The 26,053-nt window shown below is 43.3% G+C and carries 25 protein-coding genes; 13 read left to right on the forward strand and 12 right to left on the reverse strand.

What is annotated here, in order from left to right:
- Window positions 1-472 precede the first annotated feature (472 nt).
- On the forward strand, window positions 473-1,246 hold the full coding sequence (locus tag RA178_RS19230; protein WP_306683376.1) for a methyltransferase domain-containing protein: 774 nt from the start codon (window positions 473-475) through the stop codon (window positions 1,244-1,246).
- A gap of 33 nt (window positions 1,247-1,279) precedes the next feature.
- On the opposite strand, the gene RA178_RS19235 is transcribed toward RA178_RS19230, so the two are convergent.
- Complete coding sequence (locus RA178_RS19235; protein WP_306683378.1) at window positions 1,280-2,182, reverse strand: TraB/GumN family protein; 903 nt, start codon at window positions 2,180-2,182, stop codon at window positions 1,280-1,282.
- 48 nt (window positions 2,183-2,230) lie between these two features.
- Here RA178_RS19235 and RA178_RS19240 point away from each other — a divergent pair, with 48 nt between their 5' ends.
- A complete protein-coding gene (locus RA178_RS19240; protein ID WP_105250305.1) occupies window positions 2,231-2,539 on the forward strand; it encodes a prephenate dehydrogenase in 309 nt (102 codons plus the stop codon).
- Window positions 2,540-2,704: 165 nt separating this feature from the next.
- On the forward strand, window positions 2,705-4,462 hold the full coding sequence (locus tag RA178_RS19245; RefSeq protein WP_168827332.1) for a GGDEF domain-containing protein: 1,758 nt from the start codon (window positions 2,705-2,707) through the stop codon (window positions 4,460-4,462).
- Window positions 4,463-4,505: 43 nt separating this feature from the next.
- On the opposite strand, the gene RA178_RS19250 is transcribed toward RA178_RS19245, so the two are convergent.
- Window positions 4,506-5,030, reverse strand: coding sequence for a DUF3016 domain-containing protein (locus RA178_RS19250; RefSeq protein WP_219234761.1), 525 nt, complete (start codon window positions 5,028-5,030; stop codon window positions 4,506-4,508).
- Window positions 5,031-5,308: 278 nt separating this feature from the next.
- On the opposite strand from RA178_RS19250, the gene RA178_RS19255 reads away from it, so the two are divergent.
- Entirely contained in the window at window positions 5,309-5,617 is a 309-nt protein-coding gene (locus tag RA178_RS19255) for a hypothetical protein (protein ID WP_105250308.1), read from the forward strand.
- A gap of 135 nt (window positions 5,618-5,752) precedes the next feature.
- Window positions 5,753-6,067 (forward strand): hypothetical protein, encoded by a 315-nt coding sequence (locus RA178_RS19260; RefSeq protein ID WP_173247615.1) that lies wholly within the window; start codon window positions 5,753-5,755, stop codon window positions 6,065-6,067.
- A 13-nt stretch (window positions 6,068-6,080) separates the two neighbouring features.
- Here the strand turns inward: RA178_RS19260 and RA178_RS19265 are convergent, their stop codons facing one another.
- Window positions 6,081-6,590: a DUF4240 domain-containing protein gene (locus tag RA178_RS19265; protein WP_173247618.1), complete on the reverse strand. Its 510-nt coding sequence runs from the start codon at window positions 6,588-6,590 to the stop codon at window positions 6,081-6,083.
- Between the two features lie 128 nt (window positions 6,591-6,718).
- Between RA178_RS19265 and RA178_RS19270 the strand changes: the two genes are divergently transcribed.
- The 4 genes from RA178_RS19270 (at window position 6,719) to RA178_RS19285 (ending at window position 9,395) form a co-directional block, all read left to right on the forward strand.
- Complete coding sequence (locus tag RA178_RS19270) at window positions 6,719-7,099, forward strand: hypothetical protein (RefSeq protein WP_105250311.1); 381 nt, start codon at window positions 6,719-6,721, stop codon at window positions 7,097-7,099.
- Between the two features lie 82 nt (window positions 7,100-7,181).
- Window positions 7,182-7,979 (forward strand): response regulator, encoded by a 798-nt coding sequence (locus tag RA178_RS19275; RefSeq protein ID WP_263145466.1) that lies wholly within the window; start codon window positions 7,182-7,184, stop codon window positions 7,977-7,979.
- A gap of 159 nt (window positions 7,980-8,138) precedes the next feature.
- Complete coding sequence (locus RA178_RS19280; protein ID WP_006079990.1) at window positions 8,139-8,411, forward strand: HU family DNA-binding protein; 273 nt, start codon at window positions 8,139-8,141, stop codon at window positions 8,409-8,411.
- Window positions 8,412-8,702: 291 nt separating this feature from the next.
- Complete coding sequence (locus RA178_RS19285) at window positions 8,703-9,395, forward strand: TorF family putative porin (RefSeq protein WP_105250314.1); 693 nt, start codon at window positions 8,703-8,705, stop codon at window positions 9,393-9,395.
- Window positions 9,396-9,453: 58 nt separating this feature from the next.
- On the opposite strand, the gene rimK is transcribed toward RA178_RS19285, so the two are convergent.
- From rimK to RA178_RS19305, 4 genes are all read right to left on the reverse strand, one after another.
- The gene (rimK, locus tag RA178_RS19290) at window positions 9,454-10,359 is read right to left on the reverse strand and encodes a 30S ribosomal protein S6--L-glutamate ligase (RefSeq protein ID WP_113939182.1); all 906 of its coding nucleotides are present in this window, start codon (window positions 10,357-10,359) and stop codon (window positions 9,454-9,456) included.
- Window positions 10,360-10,537: 178 nt separating this feature from the next.
- Complete coding sequence (locus RA178_RS19295; protein WP_105250316.1) at window positions 10,538-12,253, reverse strand: putative bifunctional diguanylate cyclase/phosphodiesterase; 1,716 nt, start codon at window positions 12,251-12,253, stop codon at window positions 10,538-10,540.
- A gap of 9 nt (window positions 12,254-12,262) precedes the next feature.
- The gene (locus RA178_RS19300) at window positions 12,263-12,697 is read right to left on the reverse strand and encodes a response regulator (RefSeq protein WP_105250317.1); all 435 of its coding nucleotides are present in this window, start codon (window positions 12,695-12,697) and stop codon (window positions 12,263-12,265) included.
- Entirely contained in the window at window positions 12,694-14,847 is a 2,154-nt protein-coding gene (locus RA178_RS19305; protein ID WP_173247621.1) for a CHASE domain-containing sensor histidine kinase, read from the reverse strand. Before RA178_RS19305 ends, RA178_RS19300 begins: the two co-directional genes overlap by 4 nt.
- A 324-nt stretch (window positions 14,848-15,171) precedes the next feature.
- Here RA178_RS19305 and RA178_RS19310 point away from each other — a divergent pair, with 324 nt between their 5' ends.
- Window positions 15,172-15,348, forward strand: coding sequence for a PA3496 family putative envelope integrity protein (locus tag RA178_RS19310; RefSeq protein ID WP_006079984.1), 177 nt, complete (start codon window positions 15,172-15,174; stop codon window positions 15,346-15,348).
- Between the two features lie 241 nt (window positions 15,349-15,589).
- Here the strand turns inward: RA178_RS19310 and RA178_RS19315 are convergent, their stop codons facing one another.
- Window positions 15,590-16,546 carry an IS110 family RNA-guided transposase gene (locus tag RA178_RS19315; protein WP_306683395.1) on the reverse strand — a complete coding sequence of 319 codons (957 nt, stop codon included), beginning with the start codon at window positions 16,544-16,546 and terminating at the stop codon, window positions 15,590-15,592.
- Window positions 16,547-17,093: 547 nt separating this feature from the next.
- Here RA178_RS19315 and RA178_RS19320 point away from each other — a divergent pair.
- Window positions 17,094-18,449, forward strand: coding sequence for a flavohemoglobin expression-modulating QEGLA motif protein (locus tag RA178_RS19320; protein ID WP_131523937.1), 1,356 nt, complete (start codon window positions 17,094-17,096; stop codon window positions 18,447-18,449).
- A 130-nt stretch (window positions 18,450-18,579) separates the two neighbouring features.
- The gene (locus RA178_RS19325) at window positions 18,580-19,902 is read left to right on the forward strand and encodes an IS4-like element ISSba6 family transposase (RefSeq protein WP_259216148.1); all 1,323 of its coding nucleotides are present in this window, start codon (window positions 18,580-18,582) and stop codon (window positions 19,900-19,902) included.
- 178 nt (window positions 19,903-20,080) lie between these two features.
- On the opposite strand, the gene RA178_RS19330 is transcribed toward RA178_RS19325, so the two are convergent.
- The 3 genes from RA178_RS19330 to RA178_RS19340 all read right to left on the reverse strand — a co-directional run bounded on the left by RA178_RS19330 (window position 20,081) and on the right by RA178_RS19340 (window position 23,111).
- Entirely contained in the window at window positions 20,081-21,520 is a 1,440-nt protein-coding gene (locus RA178_RS19330; RefSeq protein ID WP_212599622.1) for an MBL fold metallo-hydrolase RNA specificity domain-containing protein, read from the reverse strand.
- Window positions 21,521-21,637: 117 nt separating this feature from the next.
- Window positions 21,638-22,507 (reverse strand): DUF2927 domain-containing protein, encoded by an 870-nt coding sequence (locus tag RA178_RS19335; protein WP_286993615.1) that lies wholly within the window; start codon window positions 22,505-22,507, stop codon window positions 21,638-21,640.
- A 367-nt stretch (window positions 22,508-22,874) separates the two neighbouring features.
- Window positions 22,875-23,111 (reverse strand): thioredoxin family protein, encoded by a 237-nt coding sequence (locus RA178_RS19340; protein ID WP_028761824.1) that lies wholly within the window; start codon window positions 23,109-23,111, stop codon window positions 22,875-22,877.
- Between the two features lie 568 nt (window positions 23,112-23,679).
- Between RA178_RS19340 and RA178_RS19345 the strand changes: the two genes are divergently transcribed.
- The gene (locus RA178_RS19345; RefSeq protein WP_306683397.1) at window positions 23,680-25,317 is read left to right on the forward strand and encodes a lactate permease LctP family transporter; all 1,638 of its coding nucleotides are present in this window, start codon (window positions 23,680-23,682) and stop codon (window positions 25,315-25,317) included.
- A gap of 401 nt (window positions 25,318-25,718) precedes the next feature.
- On the opposite strand, the gene RA178_RS19350 is transcribed toward RA178_RS19345, so the two are convergent.
- On the reverse strand, window positions 25,719-26,045 hold the full coding sequence (locus RA178_RS19350; protein WP_226058284.1) for a putative quinol monooxygenase: 327 nt from the start codon (window positions 26,043-26,045) through the stop codon (window positions 25,719-25,721).
- Between the last annotated feature and the right edge of the window lie 8 nt (window positions 26,046-26,053).

The raw sequence follows: 26,053 nt of genomic DNA on the forward strand, positions 1-26,053 counted from the left end.
AACCTGAAAATGCAGGATCCAGCGGGAATTTAACGCACTTTAGGCAAGGCGGTTATTTGCGGACCTAGTGGACTAAGTTCAAAATAACCAACACAGCATAAAGTGCGTTAAAACCCGCCGGGACGGAGCGCCTAGGGTGCTTCACTTCCGTGTTGCATCAATTCAAAAGGTGGCCGACATTCTGTCATTGATGCGCCTTGAATTGAAGCACCCTAGGCGCTCTGAAACTCGTATCTTCAGGTCGCTTGGGTATATAGAGTCAGGTTTGGCGAAAACGGCGTGATTATAACCCAGAGCACAGAGTTCTGTGTATCCCTAAGTTTAGTAGGAATAATTACTACTAATAAAATCAATGCATTAAGAATTAACGATGCAAATTTATCCATCTCAACTCGGCAATAACATCTCCAGAGTGCGAAAAATTTACGACTGTGCCACACTATCGTTCCACTCTCTTTAACCTAGTTATCACGTGCAAGATAAGAATTTTGATAAGCTCGCGCAAAAATTTGCGAAAAACATCTATGGTACGCCTAAGGGCGAAATTCGTGCCGCAGTGCTATGGCGCGACCTCGTACCCGCGCTGGCAAAACTGGGGGATAAAAAACTCAGAGTATTAGATGCGGGCGGTGGTTTTGGTTACTTTAGCCAAAGATTAGCGCGCCTCGGCCACGAAGTTGTACTCTGCGATATCTCTGCTGAGATGCTGGCTCAAGCCAAAGAACAAATTGAGGCCTCCCCTGAACCATTAGCTATCCAACTTATCCATGCGCCTATCCAAGCATTATCGGTCGATAACCATGGCTATTTCGATATTATACTGTGTCATGCGGTCGTCGAATGGTTAACGGATGCTAAGCCCACCGTAGCGGGTTTACTTACTATGCTAAAACCCGGCGGATTATTCTCTTTGATGTTTTACAACAAAGAAGCCATGCGCTTTCATGCTTTAGTGTCGGGCAATTTCGATTACGTCGCCGCTGATTTAAAAGTGAAGAAGAAAGTGCGACTAACTCCTACTCATCCACTTTATATTCAAGAAGTTAAAGATTGGTTTAGCGAATGGCAAATGTCACTCATCAGCCAGTCTGGCGTGCGTGTAATCCACGACTATTTGAAAAAGAGTCAGCCTGCGGATTTCGACTATCACAAGCTGCTACAAATGGAGCTGGAGTACTCGCAACGCGAACCCTATATTTCCCTCGGCCGATATGTGCACTTTTTAGGGCAAAGCTTTGCAGTGTGAACGCGCTTCGTTACAAACGCGCTGCCTAAACGATTACTGACAAGTCTGTTTCCAGCAGGCGCTAACTTTGGCGCCTGCTTGCTCTAGCAATTGCACCACGCTTTTATCCCCCACCACATGGCCAGCACCAACCACCACAAACAAAGGTGAAGCCACATCAGTCGAGCCCATTAATTTTATAATGCCATCGGCCATCGCATGGTTTCGCTGCCAGAGGATTTTCTCTAGCATTTTAGTGTCACCCTCGCCGCCCATTTGCTCCTGCATTATGGCATCAAGCTCAGTTTCATTACCTGAACGCCAAGTCGTTATTAACGATAAAAGCTCCGCATCTGATGCGCTAATCGCCTCACGCACCATAGACCACTGCTCTTGACTATTAAAAGACGCTAACAATTGAAATTGTGACTCGGCGGTTTCCAACGGATACACAGGCAAAGTCGCATATCGAGCCATCAACTGCATATCAACGCCATAATCCGTGCTGTAACCTAAGTCGTTATAACGCAATAAGTTAACTTGAGTAGCCTGCAGCCAAGGGGCGAAAGATTGAATCGACTGGCAAACATTTGCCGTGGCCGCGCAATAGGGCGTCATGCTCTCGACCGTTTGCTTATCTCGGCTCTGCCAATCTAAACCCTTAGTTTTATCGGCGCGGCCGTATTGTTGCAGTAAGGCTGTGCTATCGACTTTATTGATATCGACTTCTACAACTAAGCCCTTAGCTTTACCCAACGCGGTTTCAATTTGGGTGGGTAAAGGATAAAAATCGGCACGTCCAATATGAATCGAACCCAGTAAATACGCACTCTTGCCTTGCCATTGCACTTGATAAAATGGTGGTTTATCGGTTTCTGCACCCGCCACTTTTGTGCTCAAACCCGCTAACGCCAGAAAACAGATTGATGCAATTAGTCGCCATTGGCTTGTTGCCATATCCTTTGCCCCTTATAATTCCTGCAAATTTTGCAATGAGACGCTGTTATGCCACATACCAAGGTTATAGAGCAACTGAAAGAAAATCTTCAAATCGCCTATCGCCAAGCCATAGACGCCGACGCTAAGTTAGATGAGCTAAAGAAAGCTGGCCATGGAAACTTCACCAGCATATTCACGGCAGAACAAGGTTTTATCGCTTCGAGTAATCGCTTTCTGCCCTATGTGCAAGAGTTGGTCGATGACTTAACTCGCATGGAAGAACATCAAACGCTCGATCCTAAAGAACTCGAAACCTATGTGCGTCAGTTAGGCGCATTACTGCAAACATTGCAGGCCTTTAAGAAGCAAAGCTAAACCGAGATTAGGGGCTGAAACTCATCTTAGATTTCAGCTCTTTCCATGGCATATCTAATCAAGCTCACCAACACAGATAGATAACACTAAGCCTCACCAAAACTGTCATCATTTTGTCATTTCTAAGTCATAGACTCCGCTCACATAGACGAAGGGGCTGACGTAATGACAAGTTTAGATCTGGCTAAAGAGCTCGATAAAATAATCTCTAAAGCTGCAATCAGTCCCTTATTTCAGCCAATTTTCAATATATTAGAACATAAAATTCATGGTTTTGAGGCGTTAAGCCGTGGCCCTGAACACAGCCCGTTATACTCCCCAGTCCCGCTATTTCAGACCGCCGAACATCAAGGTAAATTAAGCGAGCTAGAAACCCTTTGTCGCCGTATTTCACTTGAGCAATTTAAGTTGCGTCAGTTTCAAGGCAAGCTGTTTATCAATATCTCGCCCAAGGCATTATTAGATCCAGCCCACCCTAAGGGCATGACCTTACAACTGTTGCAACAACTCGGCATAGCGCCATCACAGGTTGTGATTGAACTGTCAGAGCAATATCCCGCCGATGATATCGATTTACTCAAATCCTGCTTGAATCACTATCGTAGCCAAGGTTTTTTAACGGCGATCGATGACTTAGGTGCAGGTTATTCGGGTCTGAGACTCTGGTCAGAATTGTCACCCGACTATGTCAAAATCGACCGTCACTTTATCCATCAGATTGATTCGACTCCCGTCAAACAGGAATTTGTCCGCTCGATTGTGGAGTTATGCCAAAGTTTAACCTGCAAAGTGATAGCCGAAGGAATTGAAACGCAAGAGGAATTAGCCGTACTCAAACAACTGGGTATCGTCTATTGCCAAGGCTACTTACTCGGTCGTCCAGAAGTGCTCCCCTGCCGCGCGATGAAAGCGACCTTAGTGCCAAGCAATACTCAAATTCAACCTAGATACAGCGAATCGGCCGAGAGCCTGTGCACGAGCGCCATAACCGTAGTGCCCACACTTAAACTCAAATTCTTAAGTGACACCTTTATCTCGCAACCTGCATTACAGGCGGTTGTAGTGGTCGATAACCAGTTGCCACTCGGTATTATCAGCCGCGCGACCTTACTTGAACTCTTCAGCACACCCTATGGTCGCGCCTTACATGAAAATCATGCAGTGAGTGAAGTGATGGACCCGCAAGTCATCCAGATTGAGGCCAACGAACCTTTATCTACCGTAAGTCAATTACTGACCTCAGAGAGTGCTAATACGGTAGCGCAACAGTTCATTATCCTTCGCCGTGGTAAACTACTCGGTATAGGCCATACCAAGGATCTGCTACAAAGGATCACAGAGCACAGAATTAAGATGGCGCGCCATGCAAATCCTCTTACAGACTTGCCGGGCAATGTACCCATTCAAGAGGAATTAAAACGCCTTAAGATCCAAAAGAAACATTTTTATCTAGCCTATTTTGATCTGTGTAACTTTAAGCCCTATAACGATATTTATGGATTTTGCCGTGGCGATGAAGTGATTTGTGAAGTGGCGAATCTGTTACTGAAGTATAAAAGCGACAATTGCTTTGTTGGTCATGTCGGCGGCGATGACTTTGTAATTATCAGCACCTGTGAGCATATGATCAGCCGTTGCCAGCGAATTCTAGCGGATTTTGAAACCCATAAGCATTTGTTTTATAGCGCAGATCACTGGCTGGCCCAAGAAATGCTCGCCGACGATAGAAAAGGTGAAGCCTGTTACCATCAATTGATCAGTCTGTGTGTAGGCATTTTACCACCAGCACTCACCTTTAACGCCCATGAACATAGTCTATCGACCTTAAGCGCTAGGGCAAAAAAACAGGCAAAATCCGCAAATAACGGATTTTACCTGTTAGAAAATCATCTAATTATCGACACTCAGGCCCTAACGGCATAGCTAAACAGCTTAAATCCTCAGCATTAGCGACCGATATGAGTCATTAAAGTTGTGGTGCAATCGTCTTCTTTAACCACTCGGTTAACATTTTGGTTTCATACATAAAAGGTTTATCATTTAAAGATTGGATCCCACCCATAAACCCCATATCCGACAGTTTTTCATCGCCCGCGATAATCACTTTATCGTTTTCCATGACTTGATAAGAAAAAGTCATACGTGGCGGATAAATGTCTTTGATAATGCGTAAATCATTGGCGGTCGCACCAAATGTTGGACGCATATCACCCGCAAGATCAACATCGGTAATGGTCATTTCAAGCTTTTGATTTTGCTTTAAAATCTTCGCGGCTTCTTTATTGATGTTTTCAGTTAAGGTCTCAAATAAGCGCTTCTCATAACGGGATTGGAGCTCCCCTGATGATTTTATATCGCGATAATCTTTAGGACTTTGCCAAACAATTTTAACCACACCATCTTCGGTGACGGGATCCACAGGCGCTTCATCGGCCGCCCAAGCCGCACTGCAACTTAATACACCTGCGAGTAAAAGGGACTGAATTTTCATGTTTGCCTCCAAGGCCTAGATAACTTTCTGAGAACCACAGTACAAAATCTAACCTGAACTAGAGCTTAACGCAAAACTGATATAAGTACAGCAAATGTGTCGTAAGCTTTTGTATAATTAAGTAAATATTATTTAACTATCACAACCGATACGTATCTTTTTGTATCAAAATTGCACCAAGTAAGTGCATAGTTATCAATTTGTGAACATTTTACGCGCATAACGACAAAAAAAGCGTTATCCTTCCGCTATTGTTTACATTGCCCACTTAATAAAAAATGAAATTCCCTGTTGTACCTGTGTTCATTCTTATCCTGTTTACCTGCGTCGTAAGTGCGATTTGGTTTATCTCCCCGAGTGACAAAAATACTGGCCCTAAAACTTGGTCAGCCTTTATCTACAACCATGGCTATGATTCAGGAAAATATAAAAAAACCGATAACTTTGACAGCTATAATACTTGCCGCGATTTTGCACGCGAACAATCTGCCTTCTACGACAATGTGCCTTGGGAATGTGGATCTATGTGCCAGTTCGATACTCGTAAGCAAGGATTTCAATGCGAAGAAATGAAGAATGAGCACTAACTAACCATTCAGCATAGGTTCAATATTTATACAATAAACTCAGCTCCTCACAGTACAACTCGTTTTCTTTACCGTCTAAGGATGCACGATTTAGAACTAACGTGTTAAACGTAATTTTTAACTTGGAGCTTACCTATGAACCTAAAAACGGCTTATCTATTCAACCCATATTCACGAAAACTCGCTTTATTGGCACTGCTGACAATCGGAACTAGCGTAAGTATTTCAAGCCAAGCTGCGCCATTGACCATCAGCCAGCAACAGGCAGTTAACACTCATTTGAGCAAATTGGCTCAGATGCAAAATGCGGCTGAACATCAAATGACAGAGCAGCTTAAGCAAGATTTTAGTCAACAATTAACCGCGCAAGAACATGAGTTTATGAGCGACATCTGCCCTAAATACGGCATGACCTTCGATGTCACTACCAACGCTTGCTTACGCTCATAAGGTATTGCCAAGACTAAAATGGAAAACGGGCACTCAGCTCAGGGTATTGCCGCTTTAAATCCTTGGGCTTAGTGCTAAATTTTTTCCCCACGGGCGTCGCCTTGCCCGATGGCATAAAGGGCAGTTCCTCACCGGTTCTATCTTCGTATAATTGCCCTGCGATAAGGTCGTATTCATCTACAAAAGGGTAAGCATAGGCATCTCGCTCTGGCCAAGCGACTAAACGTGCTAGGGTGTCAGGCTGATTAACCACACCTTCGAAAATTTCTTTACCAAGTGAAATCAAAAAACACCTAAACTCGGCAAAAGCATATTCAGAATCACAGCCCGTAATAATGTAAGCCGCCCCCCAAACAGACCACAAATAACTACGGCGCATCTGCTGACCAAAGATTTTATCGAAAGCTTTTAACTCTTCATTACTCAATTCGGCAAGTTTCTGCTTCAGTGCTTGAGTCAAAGACTCCTGTGATTGCGCCGCTTCCGTTCGCGTGACTAAACCCCAAAACTCAACTTCTGTCATAAACGTCACCTATTTAGAGCCTCTAGTAAAAAGGCATATTCTACACGATATTACGGTTATACTGGACTCGGATTAGGGCATTTCCTACACTTGCTCATCTTCTTTGCTACTGGTGTGCACTTCAATCTATGCCTAAACGTCTTATACTACTGATCACGTTATATTGCCTCTTCAGCATTGCTGCACTTTGGCGTACTGTGATGACTCAATCCCTTGATGTATTCACCCTAGGTGTCCTCCCCGTGCTCGTTGGCATACTCATACGGGCGCCGTGGTCTAGCTTAGTGTTGAAGATTTATATTGGCATGCAAACCTTAGGATTCTCGGCACTGGGGATTACAGCAATTATTGCCTATCGCATTACCCCTGAGGATGTAAAAGTAGTTGTTTCTGGCCACAACATTCCTATGTTGCCACTCACAGTGAGCATTATTGTTATTTTACTCGTGCAGTATTGGATCGCATTTTCTAAGGTCACGAGACACTATTTGACCCGCCAAACTCAGTAATGGACTTTGTTGCGAAGCTGTTATCAATAGCGTAGCTTAGCGACCCAGTAAAATACTTACAACTCTTAACTTGAAGTAAACTATGAGCCATTTATCGCCCAGCGAACTTTCCATTCTTTTGGTAGAGCCTTCAGATACACAGCGTCGAATTATTATTCAGCGCTTACAACAAGAAGGCATTCTCAGCATTCAAACCGCAGAAAACATAGAAGCGGCTAAAGATATTATTGCTCGCCATAAACCTGACCTTATTGCGAGCGCCATGCATTTCGATGATGGCACTGCCACCGATCTCTTGGGCTACTTAAGGGCCAACGCTGACTGCAAAGATATCCAATTTATGCTGGTCTCGAGTGAGTGCCGCCGTGAGCAACTTGAAATATTCCGCCAATCGGGTGTAGTAGCGATTCTACCTAAACCCTTCAGTGCCGACCATTTAGGTACAGCATTGAATGCCACGATTGATTTACTCAGCCACGATGAACTCGACCTCAGTAATTTCGATGTACAAGATGTGCGTGTATTAGTGGTCGATGATAGCCGTATGGCAAGAAACGTCATTAAACGTACGATTGGTAACTTAGGGATGAAGCTGATTACCGAGGCCGAGGATGGCGCGCAAGCCATAGCGTTAATGAAACACAATATGTTCGACTTAGTGATCACTGATTACAATATGCCGAGTGTAGATGGGCTAGCTTTGACACAATTTATCCGCAATGAAAGCCAACAATCGCACATTCCCATCTTGATGGTGTCTTCCGAAGCCAACGATACCCACCTCAGCAATGTGTCCCAAGCGGGTGTAAATGCCTTATGTGACAAACCCTTTGAACCCAAACTTGTTAAAAAATTACTCTATCAACTGTTAGAAGAATAAAACCAGAATAAAACTTAAGTCACGAACTGAGTAAATATTCTGCGCTTTACTGAACATCCTGCTGCACGCTAGACGCAAAAGGCTTTCCAAGTGCTAAACCTTATGGCATGTTAGGCACGCTTATTTCAAATAAATCTACGGAAAGAAGAGACAATAAAAATGAACAAAACTGAACTAATCGCCAAAATTGCAGAAAATGCCGATCTAACGAAAGTAGAAGCAGCACGCGCATTGAAGTCTTTTGAAGCAGCTATTACCGAATCAATGAAAAATGGTGACAAAATCTCCATCGTAGGTTTCGGTTCTTTTGAAACAGCGACTCGTGCCGCTCGCACTGGCCGTAACCCACAAACGGGTAAAGAAATTCAAATTGCTGAAGCGACAGTGCCTAAGTTTAAAGCGGGTAAAACCCTACGTGACAGCGTAAACTAAGTTATAAAATTCAATACAACGCCTCCATTGTGAGGCGTTTTTTTTGCCTAACCCCTGTGAAACGCTGAAGATTTTTTGCACAACAAAAGTGCGCCTCTGCCCCATAAACTGGCAAATAAAAACATTTCATTAACATTGCAAGTTCTAATACCTTGTTTTACATGGCATTGTAATAGTGGCATGTGATTAGCAAATCCTTCCTTAGAAAAAAACCAAGATGCACTAATGAACACAGCTGACTTTGAGTGTGCCAATGGTGAATCGATAAATAAGTCAATCGAGGGGATGAGCATGAAGAAATCACTGTACAGCGTTTTGGCCTTATCGACGGGAATGTTACTGGCAGGCAACGCCTTTGCAGCCGTATCAGGCAACATTGGCGGTACCTCTAATTATCTATGGCGCGGAGCGACCCAAACTAAAGATGCGGTCGCAATCCAAGGTGGCCTTGACTACAGCCACGATTCTGGATTTTATGCGGGAACTTGGGCATCGAATGTGGATTTTGGTGATGATACTAGCTACGAGCTTGATCTATATGCGGGTTATGGCGGCAGTATTACCGAAGACATCAGCTACGACTTTGGCTATCTCTACTACGCCTATCCAGACGCGCCAGGCAGTATTGATTTTGGTGAGCTCCATGCTGCTGTCACGTGGAAATGGCTCGAACTGGCTTACTCCCAAGTCATCAATGCCGGTGACGATCTGGCAGCCGATCCTTTAGATAATAAAGATCTCAGTTATCTTGCCGCGACGGTATCCGTTCCTCTCACTGAAAAGCTGAGTTTATCAGTGCACTATGGTTACTCAAACGGTGATGTCGTCCAATCTTGGTTTGGCGAAGATAATTATGCCGACTATAACGTGACTCTCAGCGCAGATACCAGCATAGGCACAGTGTCATTTATGGTCTCAGATACCGATCTCACCGATGATGATGCCAAACTAGTACTCGGATATTCCTACAGTTTTGATCTATAAGCTCTAAACATAAAAAACGCCACCTTAAAAAGTGGCGTCGTTTTATCACAATCACCTACTAGGCAATAATTGACCGGTTTGTTTTACGGGCCGCAACCATTTTCTCAATATATTCAACAATAGGCTCAGTCACTGAAATCCCTGTTGTTTGCTCAATCCCTTCAATGCCTGGCGCCGAATTAACCTCAAGGATCAGTGGACCACGGTTAGAACGTAAAATATCTACTCCCGCGACAACCAATCCCATCGCCTTCACAGCGGCAATAGCCATTTTACGCTCAACAGAGGTGATTTTTACCACCTCACCACAACCCCCTAAATGCAGATTTGAGCGGAAATCTCCCTCGGGACCTTGACGCTTCATCGAAGCAACAACCTTGTCACCGACAACAAAACAACGAATATCACTACCATTGGATTCTTTAATGTATTCCTGCACTAAGATATTCGCTTTGAGCCCCAAGAATGCTTCAATCACGCTCTCAGCAGCCGTTTTAGTTTCAGCGAGTACGACACCAATCCCTTGAGTGCCTTCGAGTAATTTAATGACTAACGGAGCGCCGCCCACCATATTGATGAGATCTGGGATATCATTTGGCTTATTGGCAAAACCCGTCACTGGCATGCCAATCCCTTTGCGGGAAAGTAGTTGCAGTGCCCGCAATTTGTCCCGCGAACGCGCAATGGAGATTGAATCATTCGCGGCATATACGCCCATCATTTCAAACTGACGTACAACGGCACAACCATAAAAAGTCACGCTAGCATGAATACGCGGAATGATGGCATCAAACCCAACTAATTCAGTACCTTCATAATGAATGCTAGGTTTAATAGAATTAATATTCATGTAGCAATTCAGCGTATTGATCACGACAGCTTCATGTCCACGACTTTGGCAAGCCGCGACTAAACGTTGTGTCGAATACAACTGGGGGAATTGGGATAAAATACCTATTTTCATTGCTGAGTGACCAACTTAAGCATGAGTGAATAAACCGTTCTGCGGCACCAAAAGCACAGCGACAGAAAAAGGGGCTGATATTTGTCTATTGCTCAGTGTAAAGCAAGAAAATATTCCTCACCAGACGAAATCATTATGCTAATGAAATACTTCAAGACCTATCACATTCGGAACTCGTTTAAATTAACAGCGGCAGAATATACTTAGCCTCAAACTCCGTTGCATCTAAGGGACGAGAAAACAAATAACCTTGTAATACAGTACAATGGCGAGAAGTGCAAAACTCAGCCTGCTCAATCGTTTCAACGCCCTCAGCCACTGATATGACATTAAACCCATGGGCGAAGTTAAGTAATGCAGCGAGCAAACGAGTGTCTTTATCATCCTTATCATAGGAAGCGACAAAGCTTTTATCGATTTTCAGCACGCTAATGGGAAACAATTTGATATGTTCTAAGGACGAAAAACCCGTCCCAAAATCATCGAGGGCAAAACGCACCCCTAACTCTGCGATTCTATCGAGCATTTTGGCATGTTCATGGGGATCTTCAATAAGGCAATTCTCAGTAATTTCAAGCTCTAATGCTACAGCAGGAAGTCCTGTCTTAGTCAGCGTATTCGCTATTTTATCAAACAAGTTCTCATTTCCAATTTGCGATGCAGACAGGTTAACGGCAATGGTAAATTCTCTCCCTGTTGGCTGTAATTGGGTTAACCAAACCTGTGCCTGAATACAGGCTTGTTCAAGCACCCAATCATCAATGTCCTCCATTAATCCAATTTCTTCGGCTATGGGTAAAAATTGATCTGGGGTGATAATGCCGTCTACAGGATGCTGCCATCGGATAAGGGCTTCCATCCCCACCAGCTGATGGGTTTTCGCATTCACTTGCGCTTGATAATGAACCTTAAATTCATTTCTTTTTAAGGCAGTACGCAAACTCGACTCGATATGATTACGGTAACGCACCTCTTTATCTAAAGCTTCTGAGTAAAACTGAATCTGGTTTCGGCCCATTTTTTTAGCGCGATACATAGCGATATCGGCACATTTCATCAGCTCAGAACTGTTCGAAGCCGCTTCATTATAAAAAGCCACGCCGATACTGGCACCAATAAGCACATCGTTATCACCAAGACAAAACACGTCCTCAAACACTTTTAACAATCGATTAGCCACAATCATAGGGAAATATTTATAATCATTATCAGTGACTAGCACGACAAATTCGTCCCCACCTAAACGGGCAATAATGTCGCCATCTCTTAGTACTTCACTTAATCGAGCGGCTACTTTAACTAAAAGAATATCCCCCGTCTGATGGCCTAGAGTGTCATTGATCGCTTTAAAATCATCTAAATCGAGTAAGATAACGGCTAAATAGTCGTGACAACGTTTGGCCCTTGCTATCGCTCGATTAAGACAAAGTTCAAAACCATAGCGATTAACCAGCTTAGTCAACGAATCGTGTTCAGCTAGCTCTTTTAGTTTTTGGTGGCTATTACGTAACGCCAACGCCATTGAAGATCTTTGTTTCGCATAACGAATTGCACGGGTTAGTATCCGCGAGTTGACCTCATCTTTAAGCAAGAAGTCCTGCGCGCCTAGTTCAATACAGCGCTGAGCCAGTTTCTCATCTTCATAGCGACTCAGCATAACGACTACGGTCTGATCTTGCGTCATGGCATTGAGCTTGATCAACACTTCTAAGCCATTAGCATCGGGTAATAAATAATCCAATAGAATACCGTCAAAATGACGTTCTAATGCGAGATTTAAACCATCAAATGCACAATTTGCTTCGACCACATTAAAAGTCAACTTTGACTGTCTGAGTGCTCGGATGATCGCAGTTCTATCAACTTCATCATCATCGATCAGTAGTAAATCCATATACTCACCTTATGCGGATGGGAGCTCCACTATTCGCCAGTAACCTTCAAGCATATTAAAAATATTGTTAAAACCGTCTTTCATATCAGTTTTAACCATGTAACCAGCCACATGATGGCTATAGGCTTTCATCCTATCTTCATCGGTACTCGACGTGGTGAGCATAAAAACGACAGACGAAGAAAGAGAAGGATCTGAACGTATTCGCTCAAGGAACTCAAACCCATTCATTCTTGGCATATTAAGATCGAGCAAAATAAGATACGGGCCTTTGATCGTGTCTAAACTCGTTAGAATAGTTAATGCTTCGATCCCATCCCGAGCACGCACTAAGGGATTGAGTAACCTCAATTGTCTCATCGCCCGCTGCACGGCCATGTAATCCACGTCATCATCATCAACCAATAAAATGGTGACCTGTTGATAGTGATTTGCTGCGCTCATAGAAGCTCCTTTTTCACTATTTTCTTAGGCCAACTAAAGCAAAAACAACAACCTCGGCCCTGCGATTTGAGCTGAATCTCTCCACCTAAACTTTCAACCGTTTTCCTCACAAGTGATAAGCCTAAACCACTGCCTTCAACTTCATCCCTTGGTTTAAGTGTTTGAAACATCTCGAAGACTTTTTCATGATATGAGCTTGATATCCCCGGACCATCATCTATCACACTGAATCGATACTGCTGATCAACCGCCTCACATGAAACCGTAATCACACCTGTACCTAAGTCATGGTGTTTTATGGCGTTACTGATTAAATTTCGTATAACTAATTCCAACAATGGTCTTACGGTATAAAAATTTGGAAATTCACCTTTTAGGACTAATTCAAATCCCTGTGGCGGCGCGACGAGCGCAAACATGTCTTCAACCAGTTGCCGACTTTTCACTTCAGTAGTTTCGGTATCAACACGACCAATCCGAGAAAACATCAATAGTCCATCGAGTAATAACACCATTCGATGAATACGACTTTGGATAAGCCCTAGGTATTTCTGTACATTTTCATTGGTGTTATCGACTAAATCCTCAGACAACCAAGAGGTTAGCTGCTCGATACCACGTAAGGGGGATTTCAAATCATGGGAAGCAATATAGGCAAACCTGTCTAATTCTTGATTGATACGCTCAAGCTCAAGCATATGTTCTGCACGCTGAACTTCAATACGTTTACGTTCAGAGACATTGTTAATTGTCGCGAGAATAGAAATGCCATTACTAAAATGAATAGGCGTCAACCCCACTTCAATTGCGAGTCGACTGCCATCTTTACAACAGCCAAACAGGTCATCCCGCATCGACATATTTTTCGCAATAGGCTGCACTAAATAGTTACTCATGTGCTGCTGATGAGCATCCCTTAGGGTTTCGGGCAATAACATATTGATGGAACGACCGAGTAACTCGTCTCTGGTATAGCCGAACAAACGTTCAGCATGGGTATTCACTAAAGTAATAAATCCAGATTTATCCACCATAAATAGCGCACTTGGAGAGGCTTCAATTACTAATCTAAAGCGTTTTTCGTTAGCAATTAACTCTGAAGTCAGTAAAGACTCCTTATATCGATTACGCGCCATAATTAACACTGAGTAAAACAATGCCAAAATAAAACCACAACCGATAAATTGGAGCCACATACCTTGGGTCTGTTCCGCTCTCGAGATAAAACGCGATTGTGATGAAATGTCTAAACGCCACAACTGCCCTCCAACTAAGTCAGTCTGCGAGTGATAAAACACATCCTGCTCATTCGGGGCCACTTTGCTGCTGGTAAACATTAAACTGTCAGCGCTTGCCTGCGGACTTTCATAAATGGCAAGTTTCAAGCCTGAGAATCGCTCCCCCATAATCCCTTGCATGAGGTCATCCATCCTAAACGCTGCATACACAAGTCCAAACACGTGCTGTTTACGCTCAGCCTCTGTTGTTGTGGTGCCTTGATAAAGCGGTAAATACATTAAAAAACCCGCTTTCGCATCATCAGATGTATCTTGAACTAATACGACTTTGCCAGAAACTGTCGGCAGTCCAGTGGTAATAGCGCGAGTGATGGCTTTATATCGATTAGACTCGGAGCACATGTCATAACCCAAGGCTCTTTGATTACGCCAATCAAAGGGTTCTAAGTACACAATCACGCAATACTGATCACGCGTTCCTTCTGGGTAAACTTTATAGTCTTTAAAACCTTCAGCTTGAACTTGTTGGATGTGCGCACTTAATGCTTCAGGTTGAAGTAACTGAGCATAGCCAAAACCTTGAAAACCTGGGTAATACTCAGATAAATGAGCATTGATGACATAAGTTTGCCATTCCTGACGTGTCACATTACTCGAGGATAATAATAAGCCAACGCCACCACGTAAGACTTGCTCATAGGCAAGCATTCTGCGATTCACGGCTTCTGTTAATTCTTGAACGCTATTTTCGAAACGCTCTTCACCTCTATCCCTAAGATATTGCTCAAGCACATACCAAGAGATCCCCATGAAAAGTAAGGCAGCCACTATCATCAGCCAGCTAGAGCTCAGCACGCTAAAGTAGATATTATTAGATGGGGGGAGTGATTTAGAAAACTGATCCTTGTCCATGTAAGCCAATTCCCTAGCAAACGATTAACAACAAACACTGGTACAAGTGTTGTTGTAATTATGACTAAATTCAAGTTTATCCTACTATTTAACTCGGAATTAACCCGAATATATCTATGACTATACCGTGCTCTTAATCACAAAATAAGCAAAAACTAAATTAATCAAATATTCAATTGCTGTCTCAGGCCTACGCCAAACAGCAGTAAGCTGAATCATCCGACTCACGGGAAGAATTTTTTACCCTAACTCACAAAATTATTTGCTTTTCTACCATACTCTTTTTAGTTAGAAAGTCGTTAGGAACAACAAGAGGAATTCGTTATGGCTCATATTACTGAAGTCGTGCCCAACGATACTGAACTTGAGGCAATGACCACACCAAGAAACAGCAAAGCCGCCGAGGCAATGCAGCATAGACGCGAAGTCAAAAAGCGTTTAGAAGACTACCTCGAGCGGGCGGAGTTAAAACGTGCATTAGGAGATGACGATTTTTTCTAGCCAATTCTATCTCGCTATCTAGTGGTCAAAATGATGGGATGATGATCTCAGTCGGTGATCATTTGTTTCGAACTCACTGAGTTTTGGCCCACTAAAATCGAATATCTCACCCAGCCAACAGTGCTGGGTGTGACTCTGCTCTAGCTCACTAACCTCCAGATTTAATATCGCGTCATCACTGTCATTTTTACCACTTTTGTCAGCTTGAGTTTTGATTAACAAGAGACTATGGCGTCAATAACTAATTTATCGCTTTTGGCGCTTCCCATAGGGCACCGTCTCTCAACATCGAATTTAACGTCACCACCATCTTCCTAATACAGGCAATGATAGCCACTTTTTTAGGTTTCCCTGTGGCAACTAATCGCTGATAGGTGCTCTTAAAAACCGGGTTAGATTGTATGGCTGACATCATTGCCATATATAAAACCGTTCTCACTTGATGCCTTCCTCCTTGTATTTTTCGCATGCCTTTAAAGCGCCCGCTTTCTTTATTCATCGGTGCCACACCGACCAATGCGCTTGCTTCCTTGTTACTGATATAACCCAATTCTGGTAAGTTACTGATGATGGAAGCTGCGGCGATTTTACCGATACCTTTCATACTCTGAAGCAGTATATTTTTCGCTTGATAATCAGGGTTTGACTCAATGAGTTTAACGATTTTTATTTCAATCTTTTCAATCTGATTTTTGAACGCCGTTAAAATAGGTTTAATGGTCATTTCAAGTTCTTTTGGCAATATTTGAAGGCGGTTTTTTTCCATCGTCTGCATCACCAATAGTTGATTTCGTCTTGCGACTAAATCACTCATAGCACGCATTACATCAGGTTTTAAAGTTGATAAGATCGGCTTAATCGCTTCGCTGTAATGCGCTATAAGTTGCGCATCAAGCTTGTCAGTTTTTGCCCGTTGACCAATGGCACCAGCAAAGCGTTTTATGTGAACAGGGTTTGCGATGACAAAAGGTAAGTTTGCCTCAGCGCAGGCCATAATGAAGGGCATTTCAAGACGACCTGTCGCTTCGATAACGATGCGCTCAGGAGTGTATTTTTTAATAGTTTTGACGGCCTCTTTAATCCCTTTTTCATCGTTCGATACAGTGAAATAGATATTGAGAGGGCGGATATAAATGTCGAGTTGAAACTTGCCAGTATCAACACCTACGTTAATGTTTTGATTAGAAGTTGTTTTCATAATAAGCTAACTCTTGCTTGCAAATGCGGGTTCGAGACCCTGTAGACTATTCGAGTATTTTGCTTGGAGTCCTTTGTCGCGTTCTTTCTTGTTATCGGTCTCTCAATAGAGGAGCCAGCGTTCAATCGAACTACGACAAGGAAAGCTTTAGTTGCAGCTAAAGCCTGGGTCTCACATTACCCGAAACTGGAAATTATTTGTAATCAGGTGAGTTTATTATCCATACAAGCATTCAGCCTTAACACACTCAAGTAACTCATCGCTGCCATGTTTTGCTCCAATCAATCTATTTCTATATCAAGAACAAAGCAGCTTTAATGTCATATCAATAAAATATTATTAAACAGATGGTTACTTATTTATGTCCCATAGACATAGCGCTAGAATTGTAACAAGTGCACCAAAATGATTCACAAAATCGATAACAGCTAATTTATTTAATCGGTATATTTTCTCAGCTAGCCTGCGAATCAATATGAATAAATGAGGTTTAAGGCTATGATTAGCCACATCTCTCTCGCTGAAATTACCTGCAGGATATACGGGAATGTCTGAGTCGTTAGCCCAATATCAACAAGATCTACGCCGTTTTTCCGATGAATTAATTCGCATTCAAACGCCAATAAAAATCTTAGATGCCATTAAATGGCCGCGGGAAATGGAGGAACGTTTTCTCTCCAATAAGGGCACGGTACTTCCGGCTATTAAGCAAGAGTTCTATCAAAACATTGCTTTACCTTTTGATCCTGTTAAAACCCAAGCTGAGCTAGCCTCCCTAAAGCAGGACATCCATAGACGTTTGGGTAAACGAGACAAACTCGGCAAAATATTAGTGGCAAACGTCGATCAGTATCGCCTTGTCATCGATATGTTGGGGAACAGAGGTACGCCAACCTTTGGTAAGCTCAGCCAAGAATTGTACGGCAGTGCTAGCCATAAACTGCATGGCGATCGCCATACCTTGCGCCAGTTAGGCGATAAACTCAGCTACATTTTCTCGCTGCCCGCGGCGAGGCACATGAATAAACACCACCCTAAAATTATTAGCGCGCCAGAAGCGGTTAACGTGCTCAGCCAACGTTTAGAAAAGTACTTCCATAGCGATGATATGCGTGTACGCCTTAGTGACGGTATCGTCTCTGACGCTGCAGTCGGTGGCGATACCGTTAAGCTCAATAGCAAAGCAATGTTCAGCGAATCGGATCTTAATGTATATGAAGTTCACGAAGGTTGGGTGCATGTTGGCACGACGCTAAACGGCCGAGCTCAACCCCACGCCACTTGGCTCAGTGTCGGTTCTCCGCGCGTAGCAGCAACCCAAGAAGGTCTAGCCGTTTTACTGGAAATGCTGACGCTAAGCTCAAATCCAGGACGGGCTCGGCGAATTAGTGACCGTGTTGCCGCGGTCGATATGGCTGAAAATGGTGCTGACTTTATAGAGGTATTCAATTATTTCAGAGGATTGAATCTAAGTGCGACAGACAGTTACCGTGTCACCCAAAGGGTTTTCCGTGGGGGTATGGTGGAAGGCGGCAGTTTCTTCACTAAGGATATTTCCTATGTGCGTGGCTATGTGGAAAACATTAACTTTATCCGCAGCGCCATCACCTCAGGCCTTCCTGAACTCATCCCTATGCTATTCCTCGGTAAATTGGCGATCGAAGATATCCCCGTGTTATACCAAGCTTGCCAAGAGGGCATTCTGACTACGCCTAAATATCTACCGCCCATGTTTGATAACTTTAGTGGCCTTTATGCTTGGTTTGGTTTTGCATCAGGTTTAGCAGGAATCGATTTGAAAGGTGTACAGCGCCATTTCACTCGCTTATTTAAAGACGTACCGAATGTCGTTCCCGCCTTTGAGTTACTCGATGATACTGAATTTGACAACAACTCTGACTAATACAGTAACCTGATTGATTTAAAATAAAAAAGCTCACAACTATGTGTAATGCCGATCAGTTAAGACAGATCGCTTGACGATCTCGCTGAAAAGATCAAAATCCGATGACCTCATGTCATCGGATTTTTTTATGCAACTCTCAGAAGCACTCGCCCGTACTCATATTACCCGCCTAACCGAATTCACCTGCTTAGCAGATGTGTTAGAACCTGAGTTAATTCAATCTTGCCTAGACTCTCAGGGCGTTGCGACGTTAAGACGGCGTAAATTGCCGATGGACGCGATGATTTGGGCCGTTATCGGAATGGCTTTGTTCCGAGGGGAATCTGTTCGGTCACTCATCAACAAACTCGACATTGTTTTGCCGCAAGAGATTGATTATGTTGCACGCAGCGCCGTGACTCAGGCGCGTAAACGATTGGGCAGTGAGGTTATTAGAGAAGTATTTAGTCGCAGCGCCAATACCTGGCACGCGAGAGCTGAACATCCTCATTGGTGCGGCCTTAACTTGTATGGTGTTGACGGTGTAGTGTGGCGGACACCCGATAGTGTCCAAAATCAAGCCGCCTTTGCGCGTACCGCAAACGCTTCAGGCGAAGCTGCTTATCCGCAAATTCGCATGGTTTGCTTGATGGAATTAAGCAGCCATTTGTTGGTCAACAGCGCCTTTGATTCGGTTGCCGAAAATGAAATGAACTTAGCATCCCAGCTCATTCCTAGCATTCCCAATTACAGCCTAACCCTATTTGACCGAGGATTTTACTCGCTCGGCCTGTTACACGCTTGGCAGCAAGCGCAACCTGATAGCCACTGGTTGTTGCCATTGAAGAAAGGCACTCAATATGAGGTGGTGCGAACGCTAGGAAAGCATGATCAGTGGGTGAAACTCACCACTACACCTCAGGCCAGAAAGAAATGGCCGCAGCTGCCTGAAACTCTTGAAGCGCGTTTATTGACTAAGACAGTGAAAGGTAAGCCAGTCGCCATTTTGACCTCGTTGACAGACCCGATGCGTTACCCCAGCGAAGACATCGTCGACTTATATGCCCATCGATGGGAAATAGAACTGGGCTACAGAGAGATGAAGCAACATCTACTGGAGAGCCGTTTTACGCTCCGTAGTCAACTACCGGAGCTGGTGACTCAAGAGTTATGGGGCGTGCTACTGGCCTATAATCTCATTAGATATAAGATGTTGCTGATGGCTAAAAGCTTGCCATCGGTCCACCCCAATCAACTGAGTTTTCGAGATGCGGCGAGTTATATCATCTTCAAGTTGACACAACTGTCATCACAAACACCGGGGAATGTCCCGAGAGACGTATTGGATATAGAACGAAATGCACGGCAATTTAAGCTGGATGGTAAACGGGAAAGGGCATATCCACGAGTTCTTAAAATGAGCAAAAACAAGTTCCCGGTTAGACCAAAGAAAAATGCCGTTCACTCTTAAGTGAACGGCATTACACAACTATGTGAGCTTTTTTATAATACTAAACGCTAATCTTCGATAGAAAAACCTTCACCATTACATTCATAATACAACTCACAGGCAGGATAACTCGCTTTGCCACACGTGTAGAAGATAATGGCATTTCCACCCAACTTTTTAACTTGTACTTTCAAATCTTTTAAGGCTTCCACACTAACTGCGGCAGTGCATTTAAATCCAATCGATCACCTTGGGTCGCGATTGCTATAGCCTTTGGTTTAGTCTGAGGATCTTGGTTAATCACATCGACTAATCCATGCTGCGCCTCGGGTTCTCCATGGACTAAAATTAACGGCGGCTGGCCTTCAAAATGGTGATACCAACGTAATAACTCTGCTTGATCCGCATGGGCTGAAAGTCCACCCACTGTGTGTAACTTAGCCGCGACTTTAATGCTGTTACCATGAATAGACAATTCCTCAGCGCCATCGACGAGGGCACGCCCCGGTGTTCCAAGCGCTTGATAACCACAAATAATCACATCACATTCTGGGCGCCATAAATTATGCTCTAAGTGGCTACGAATACGTCCACCGTTACACATGCCGCTCCCTGCGATAATGATCAATCCCTTATGCACATCGTTCAGCGCTATCGACTCTTCGGTCGTTTGGATAAATTCGACATTCGACAACAGCGGATGCTGCCCAGGATGTTGGCGGGTAAAGCGTTTAAAGTCCTCATCCATCAGCGGATAATTATTAACGTAGACGCGGGTCGCCTCAATTGCCATCGGGCTGTCTAGGCAGATTTTCCAACGGCCGAGATCCCATTCTTTAGCATATAAATGAAATAGATATAATAACTCCTGTGCTCGTCCAACCGAAAAAGCGGGCAGCAATATATTTCCTTGGCTCTCGTTGACTGTCTTAGCAAAAATGGCTTTCAATTCGGCTAAGGTATCCGTCCAACTGCGGTGAAAACGATTGCCATAGGTGCTTTCCATTAAGACTAAATCTGCCGTATCCACTAAGGTAGGATTACGTAAAATCGGCATACCTGCACGGCCAAGATCGCCACTGAAGACGATTTTCTTCTGGGATTTGCCCTCACCTAACCACAACTCAACTAAGGCGGAACCTAAAATATGCCCTGCATCTGAGAGGCAAATATCCACATGGGGAATAACGCGAGTCACTTGACCATATTCCAATGGTACAAATTGGGTTATCGCGAGTTCAGCATCTTCAACGGTGAATAGCGGTTCTAGGGGGTCAAGATCATGTTTAGCACGCTTTTTATTGACTCTTTCGGTATCGCGGGTCTGCAGCATAGCCGCATCTTTGAGCATGATGGCGCACAGCTCTGCCGTGGCTTTATGGGTGTAGATAGGCCCATCAAAACCCGCTTTGACTAAAAGTGGTAAACGCCCAGAATGATCGATATGGGCATGGCTAAGCACGACAGCAGAAATAGACTCAGGATCAAATGCGAAGGGATCATGATTACGCAACTCATCAGATTTACCGCCTTGGATCAAACCACAGTCGAGCAATAAGTGTTCATGATCAACCGAGAGTAAATGACACGAACCCGTCACTTCCTCTGTCGCCCCTAAAAACTGCAATGTCATTCGCATGGTGTCCCTCCAAGGTGTTTATCTAATATAAAGATAGACTATGCCCTTATTCCTAAAACAAAAAGGATTAATTAGTCACGTGCGAGCAATGCCAACTTTAGCTGTAATGCTTAGTCATCAATAACCTAACAATGGGTACAACTGACCTTGACGTACCGTTTTGCCAGCGTTAGCAATAGTGCCATCGCGCAGCCATTGTTCGAGCAAGATCTGCATAGGCTGTTTGACTTCTACCGCCGTCATTCCAGCGCTAATACTTGGGCTATAGAGTAATTTAAGCAAAATGAAATCGAGCCCAGTGAGTAAGTCCTGCGGGGTTTTGTCGTTAAAGATGGAGGGAAATACTTTCTCTGAATCATTGGGTAAACCAAGCACTTGAGTAATCTCTTCCACTACACAAGCCACTAACTTACCGTGCATTTTGGCTTGATCTACAGGAATAATAATCCAAGCACGTTCAATCTCTTGCCGTGAATTGAGAGCAAACTTTGCCATACACACAGAACCATGGACATTTTTCGCCGAGCTCGGTCCCATTAAGCGCATCACCTCACCTGCCCATAGGGATTGACGGGTAAACACTAAGTGCAGATTCGCCTCAGAGAGCGTATCCACCCGTTGAATATCGAGGCCGGTGATCTGGCCTAAGTGTGTTAAGTGCATCAACACTAATTGAGTGTGCAGCGCCTTATCACCCACTTGATGCTCAATAAACACTCGTACCGGTATGCGCCACTTACGCACGCTATGTTTAGCAAGGTCATACTCATTTTGTAGGGCGACTTCACTAAATGCTTGGGTGATATAAGCGGAGTTTTTCCAATCCGTAGCGGGCGTTAATACTTGGGTTAATCCGGGAGATGTTTGAGCAGCAAATAAAGGTAAAGCTAATAAACTTAGCGTTAGAAAAAGCCCTAAACGAAACAGACGTGCAGTAAAAAATAACCAACTGTAGAAACGTGTTAATACCCTAAGCCACTTTTGCATTGGCACTCATCCCGCAACTTGACGAGGTTACTGAATCAAAATCATAGCAGTGATACTGATAAAAGAAGTCGAAATCTGCAAACAATCTCCTACGACATAGACTTAATAAACTCGCCCAGAGAATGCAATGCCGACTAAACAGTTGCCAATAAAACCCCATAATAAAATTACTACACAAAGCATCAATGCATTGTTTTTAAAAATATTATATTTAACATCATTAATCGTATACTGATGATATTACACCACCATTGCCAAGGATTCAGGATGACAATGGTGTGCATTTTTAGCTTAAGCGCTTTCTAACGAGCATAATCCGTGCAACTATTCAGCGAGCTCACTAATATGAGCCTGTATTTACAACAGCTTAGTCCCTTAACCACCCCTCAACTTCATCGCGCGTCGGTACTGAGCCGCTATGTATGAGCTCACCATCGATCACTACCGCAGGGGTTTTCATCACTTTAAATTTCAATAGGCTTTGAGGATCTGTGTCCTTTTTTACAATCACATCCACACCCATTTCTTCTGATATGTCCGCAATCATCTCAGCGGTTTTGCTACATTTAGCGCAACCACTGCCTAATACTTTGACTTGTTTCATGTTACTTCCTCAACGAACTGTGCTGCAAAATTAAAAATTTCAACCTACTGTCATACTCACAGCCACATATAGCAAGGTAAATTTCCAGCCAAGCAAACTCATAGACAAGAGTATGGCAACATCTATAGCTCAATTCATGCCACAATAAGATAACTGCATTATCAGTTGTATTGTATTGAGTGCTATTAATTTCTATCTCTAAAGATAAACAAAAATTTATAAACGCTCTGTTATAAACACTACCAAAAAACTAAACCAGTACAGCCTAGTTTTTCATAAAATCACAATACTCTAGTTAATTTCACGACTCACAAAAAATAATCTTGATAACACAATAAATATTAATACAACCTAAATTAGATGCTTGGTGAATATAGCTAAAACAGGCAATATTTTACTTGATTATTATTTAGATATTTCCCCGTCATCATTTATCCACACATCTCGTGACCCATATCACTTATTGCAACATTTAAGATTGATCCTACATCACTAAACACTAGTATCTGCTATGTTGCGGATGCGACACGATTTATCAACATATTATAACAATTACGGAAACCTCCCTATGACCTGGACCCAAACATACACGCCACTCGGTAGCTTGTGGCTAACCGCAATGGTTGCTTTACTGCCTATTGTGTTTTTCTTCCTAGCCTTAACTGTGTTAAAACTTAAAGGCTATATCGCTGGGGCATTAACCTTATTAATTGCCTTAGCAGTCGCGATACTCGCCTACAAAATGCCTATTAGTATCGCGCTTGCTTCTGCTATATATGGTTTTAGTTATGGGTTATGGCCAATTGCTTGGATTATTATTACCGCAGTATTTTTATATAAAATCACCGTTAAAACAGGTCAATTTGAGGTTATTCGCTCGTCAGTCATCTCAGTCACGGAAGATCAACGATTACAAATGCTATTGGTTGGCTTTTCATTTGGAGCCTTCCTCGAAGGTGCTGCTGGTTTTGGGGCACCTGTTGCTATTACAGCTGCGTTACTTGTCGGGCTTGGATTCAATCCATTGTATGCAGCAGGACTTTGCTTAATCGCAAATACGGCACCCGTCGCCTTTGGAGCTATGGGTATCCCAATTATCGTAGCGGGCCAGGTTTCATCACTAGACCCATTCCATATTGGACAACTCGCTGGCCGTCAGTTGCCAATATTATCGATTATTGTCCCCTTCTGGCTCATCGCAATGATGGATGGCATCAGGGGAATACGTCAAACTTGGCCCGCAACATTAGTAGCAGGCGTTTCATTTGCGATCACCCAATTTTTGACCTCAAACTTTATCGGCCCCGAATTACCCGATATTACTTCGGCGTTAGTCAGTCTAATTTGTTTAACGTTATTTTTAAAAGTCTGGCAACCAAAAGAAATATTCACTTTCTCAGGAATGAAACAAAGAGTTACTACCCCTAAATCTACTTTTTCTAATAGCCAGATATTTAAAGCATGGTCTCCCTTTATTATTCTCACAGCGATTGTAACCCTGTGGAGTCTTAAAGATGTACAACTGGCATTAAGTTTTGCCACTATCAGTATTGAAGTACCTTACTTACATAATCTCGTTATCAAAAGTGCGCCTATTGTCGCTAAGGAAACCCCTTATGCAGCAATATATAAACTTAATTTATTAGGCGCTGTTGGATCAGCAATTTTAATCGCAGCAATGATCTCAATTGTGGTCCTTAAAATGTCAATAAGTAATGCACTGACATCCTTTAAAGACACTTTAATTGAATTAAAATTCCCGATATTGTCAATTGGATTAGTATTAGCATTTGCCTTTGTCGCAAACTATTCAGGTCTATCTTCAACCTTAGCACTCGTGCTCGCAGGCACTGGCGTAGCATTCCCCTTCTTCTCGCCATTCTTAGGTTGGTTAGGTGTGTTTTTAACAGGTTCAGACACCTCATCAAATGCCCTATTTGGCGCGCTGCAAGCCAATACAGCAAACCAAATAGGTGTAACACCGGAGTTATTAGTCGCCGCAAACACTACGGGAGGTGTAACGGGCAAAATGATTTCGCCACAATCTATTGCCGTTGCTTGCGCTGCAACGGGATTGGCGGGTAAAGAATCAGATCTTTTCCGCTTTACGCTAAAGCACAGTCTATTTTTCTGTACTTTCATTGGCGTGATCACAGTACTCCAAGCATACGTATTCCCTTGGACATTAGTGTTTTTCACTAAATAAAGCGATATCCAAGATATATTAAAAGCCGAGTGATAAACCACTCGGCTTTTTAGATTGGAATGGATATAAAACTCACTCTGCGATGAAATTCGAATGGGTTCAATTAAGCAAAGTAGCAAGGCAGCTTTATTAATCCCAGTGAAGTCATACAATCAAAGTCTAGGTTGTCATTCTTGTCGTAGATAACTACTCGGTACATTGATGACAAATGCAACTTAAGCCAGCAACTTTGCCTTATCCTTACCTAATATGCCTTTTAGCACTAAAGAGTTAAAGTGCAATGGTTCCAGCTGCGGCCATTAGTCACTTGCAGTATCAATGACTTCTATTCGGATAGAGATCTAAATACTGGCTCGATAGTGTTAATCAACACTGCAAGCTCCTAATAATTGGTCTCACGGTTAAACAATGATTTGGTGATAGGTTTCCACATGAAACGACTCAACCAATTCGGGCATCACTTGGTGGAAATAGTGTTGAATCGCATCTTTAGCGCAGTGCTCATCAAAGGCGGCAATATCGACAAACTTTTCTACAAACGTCACGCGGCGTGGTTCATCACGGCTCACATTGAGTTCGTAACGAATACAACCCGCTTCGCGGCGCGTATCAGGAATAAGGCTCGCGAGCGCAGCTATTAGTGCTTCGGTTTTGCCCTCTTTAGCCAGAAAACTCGCCACGCAGGCAATTTGCTGTTGATTGATTCTATAGTCCGTTGAAGTCGACATCTCAGTTC

It is taken from the genome of Shewanella oncorhynchi (assembly GCF_030848765.1).
Lineage (GTDB): Bacteria > Pseudomonadota > Gammaproteobacteria > Enterobacterales > Shewanellaceae > Shewanella > Shewanella oncorhynchi.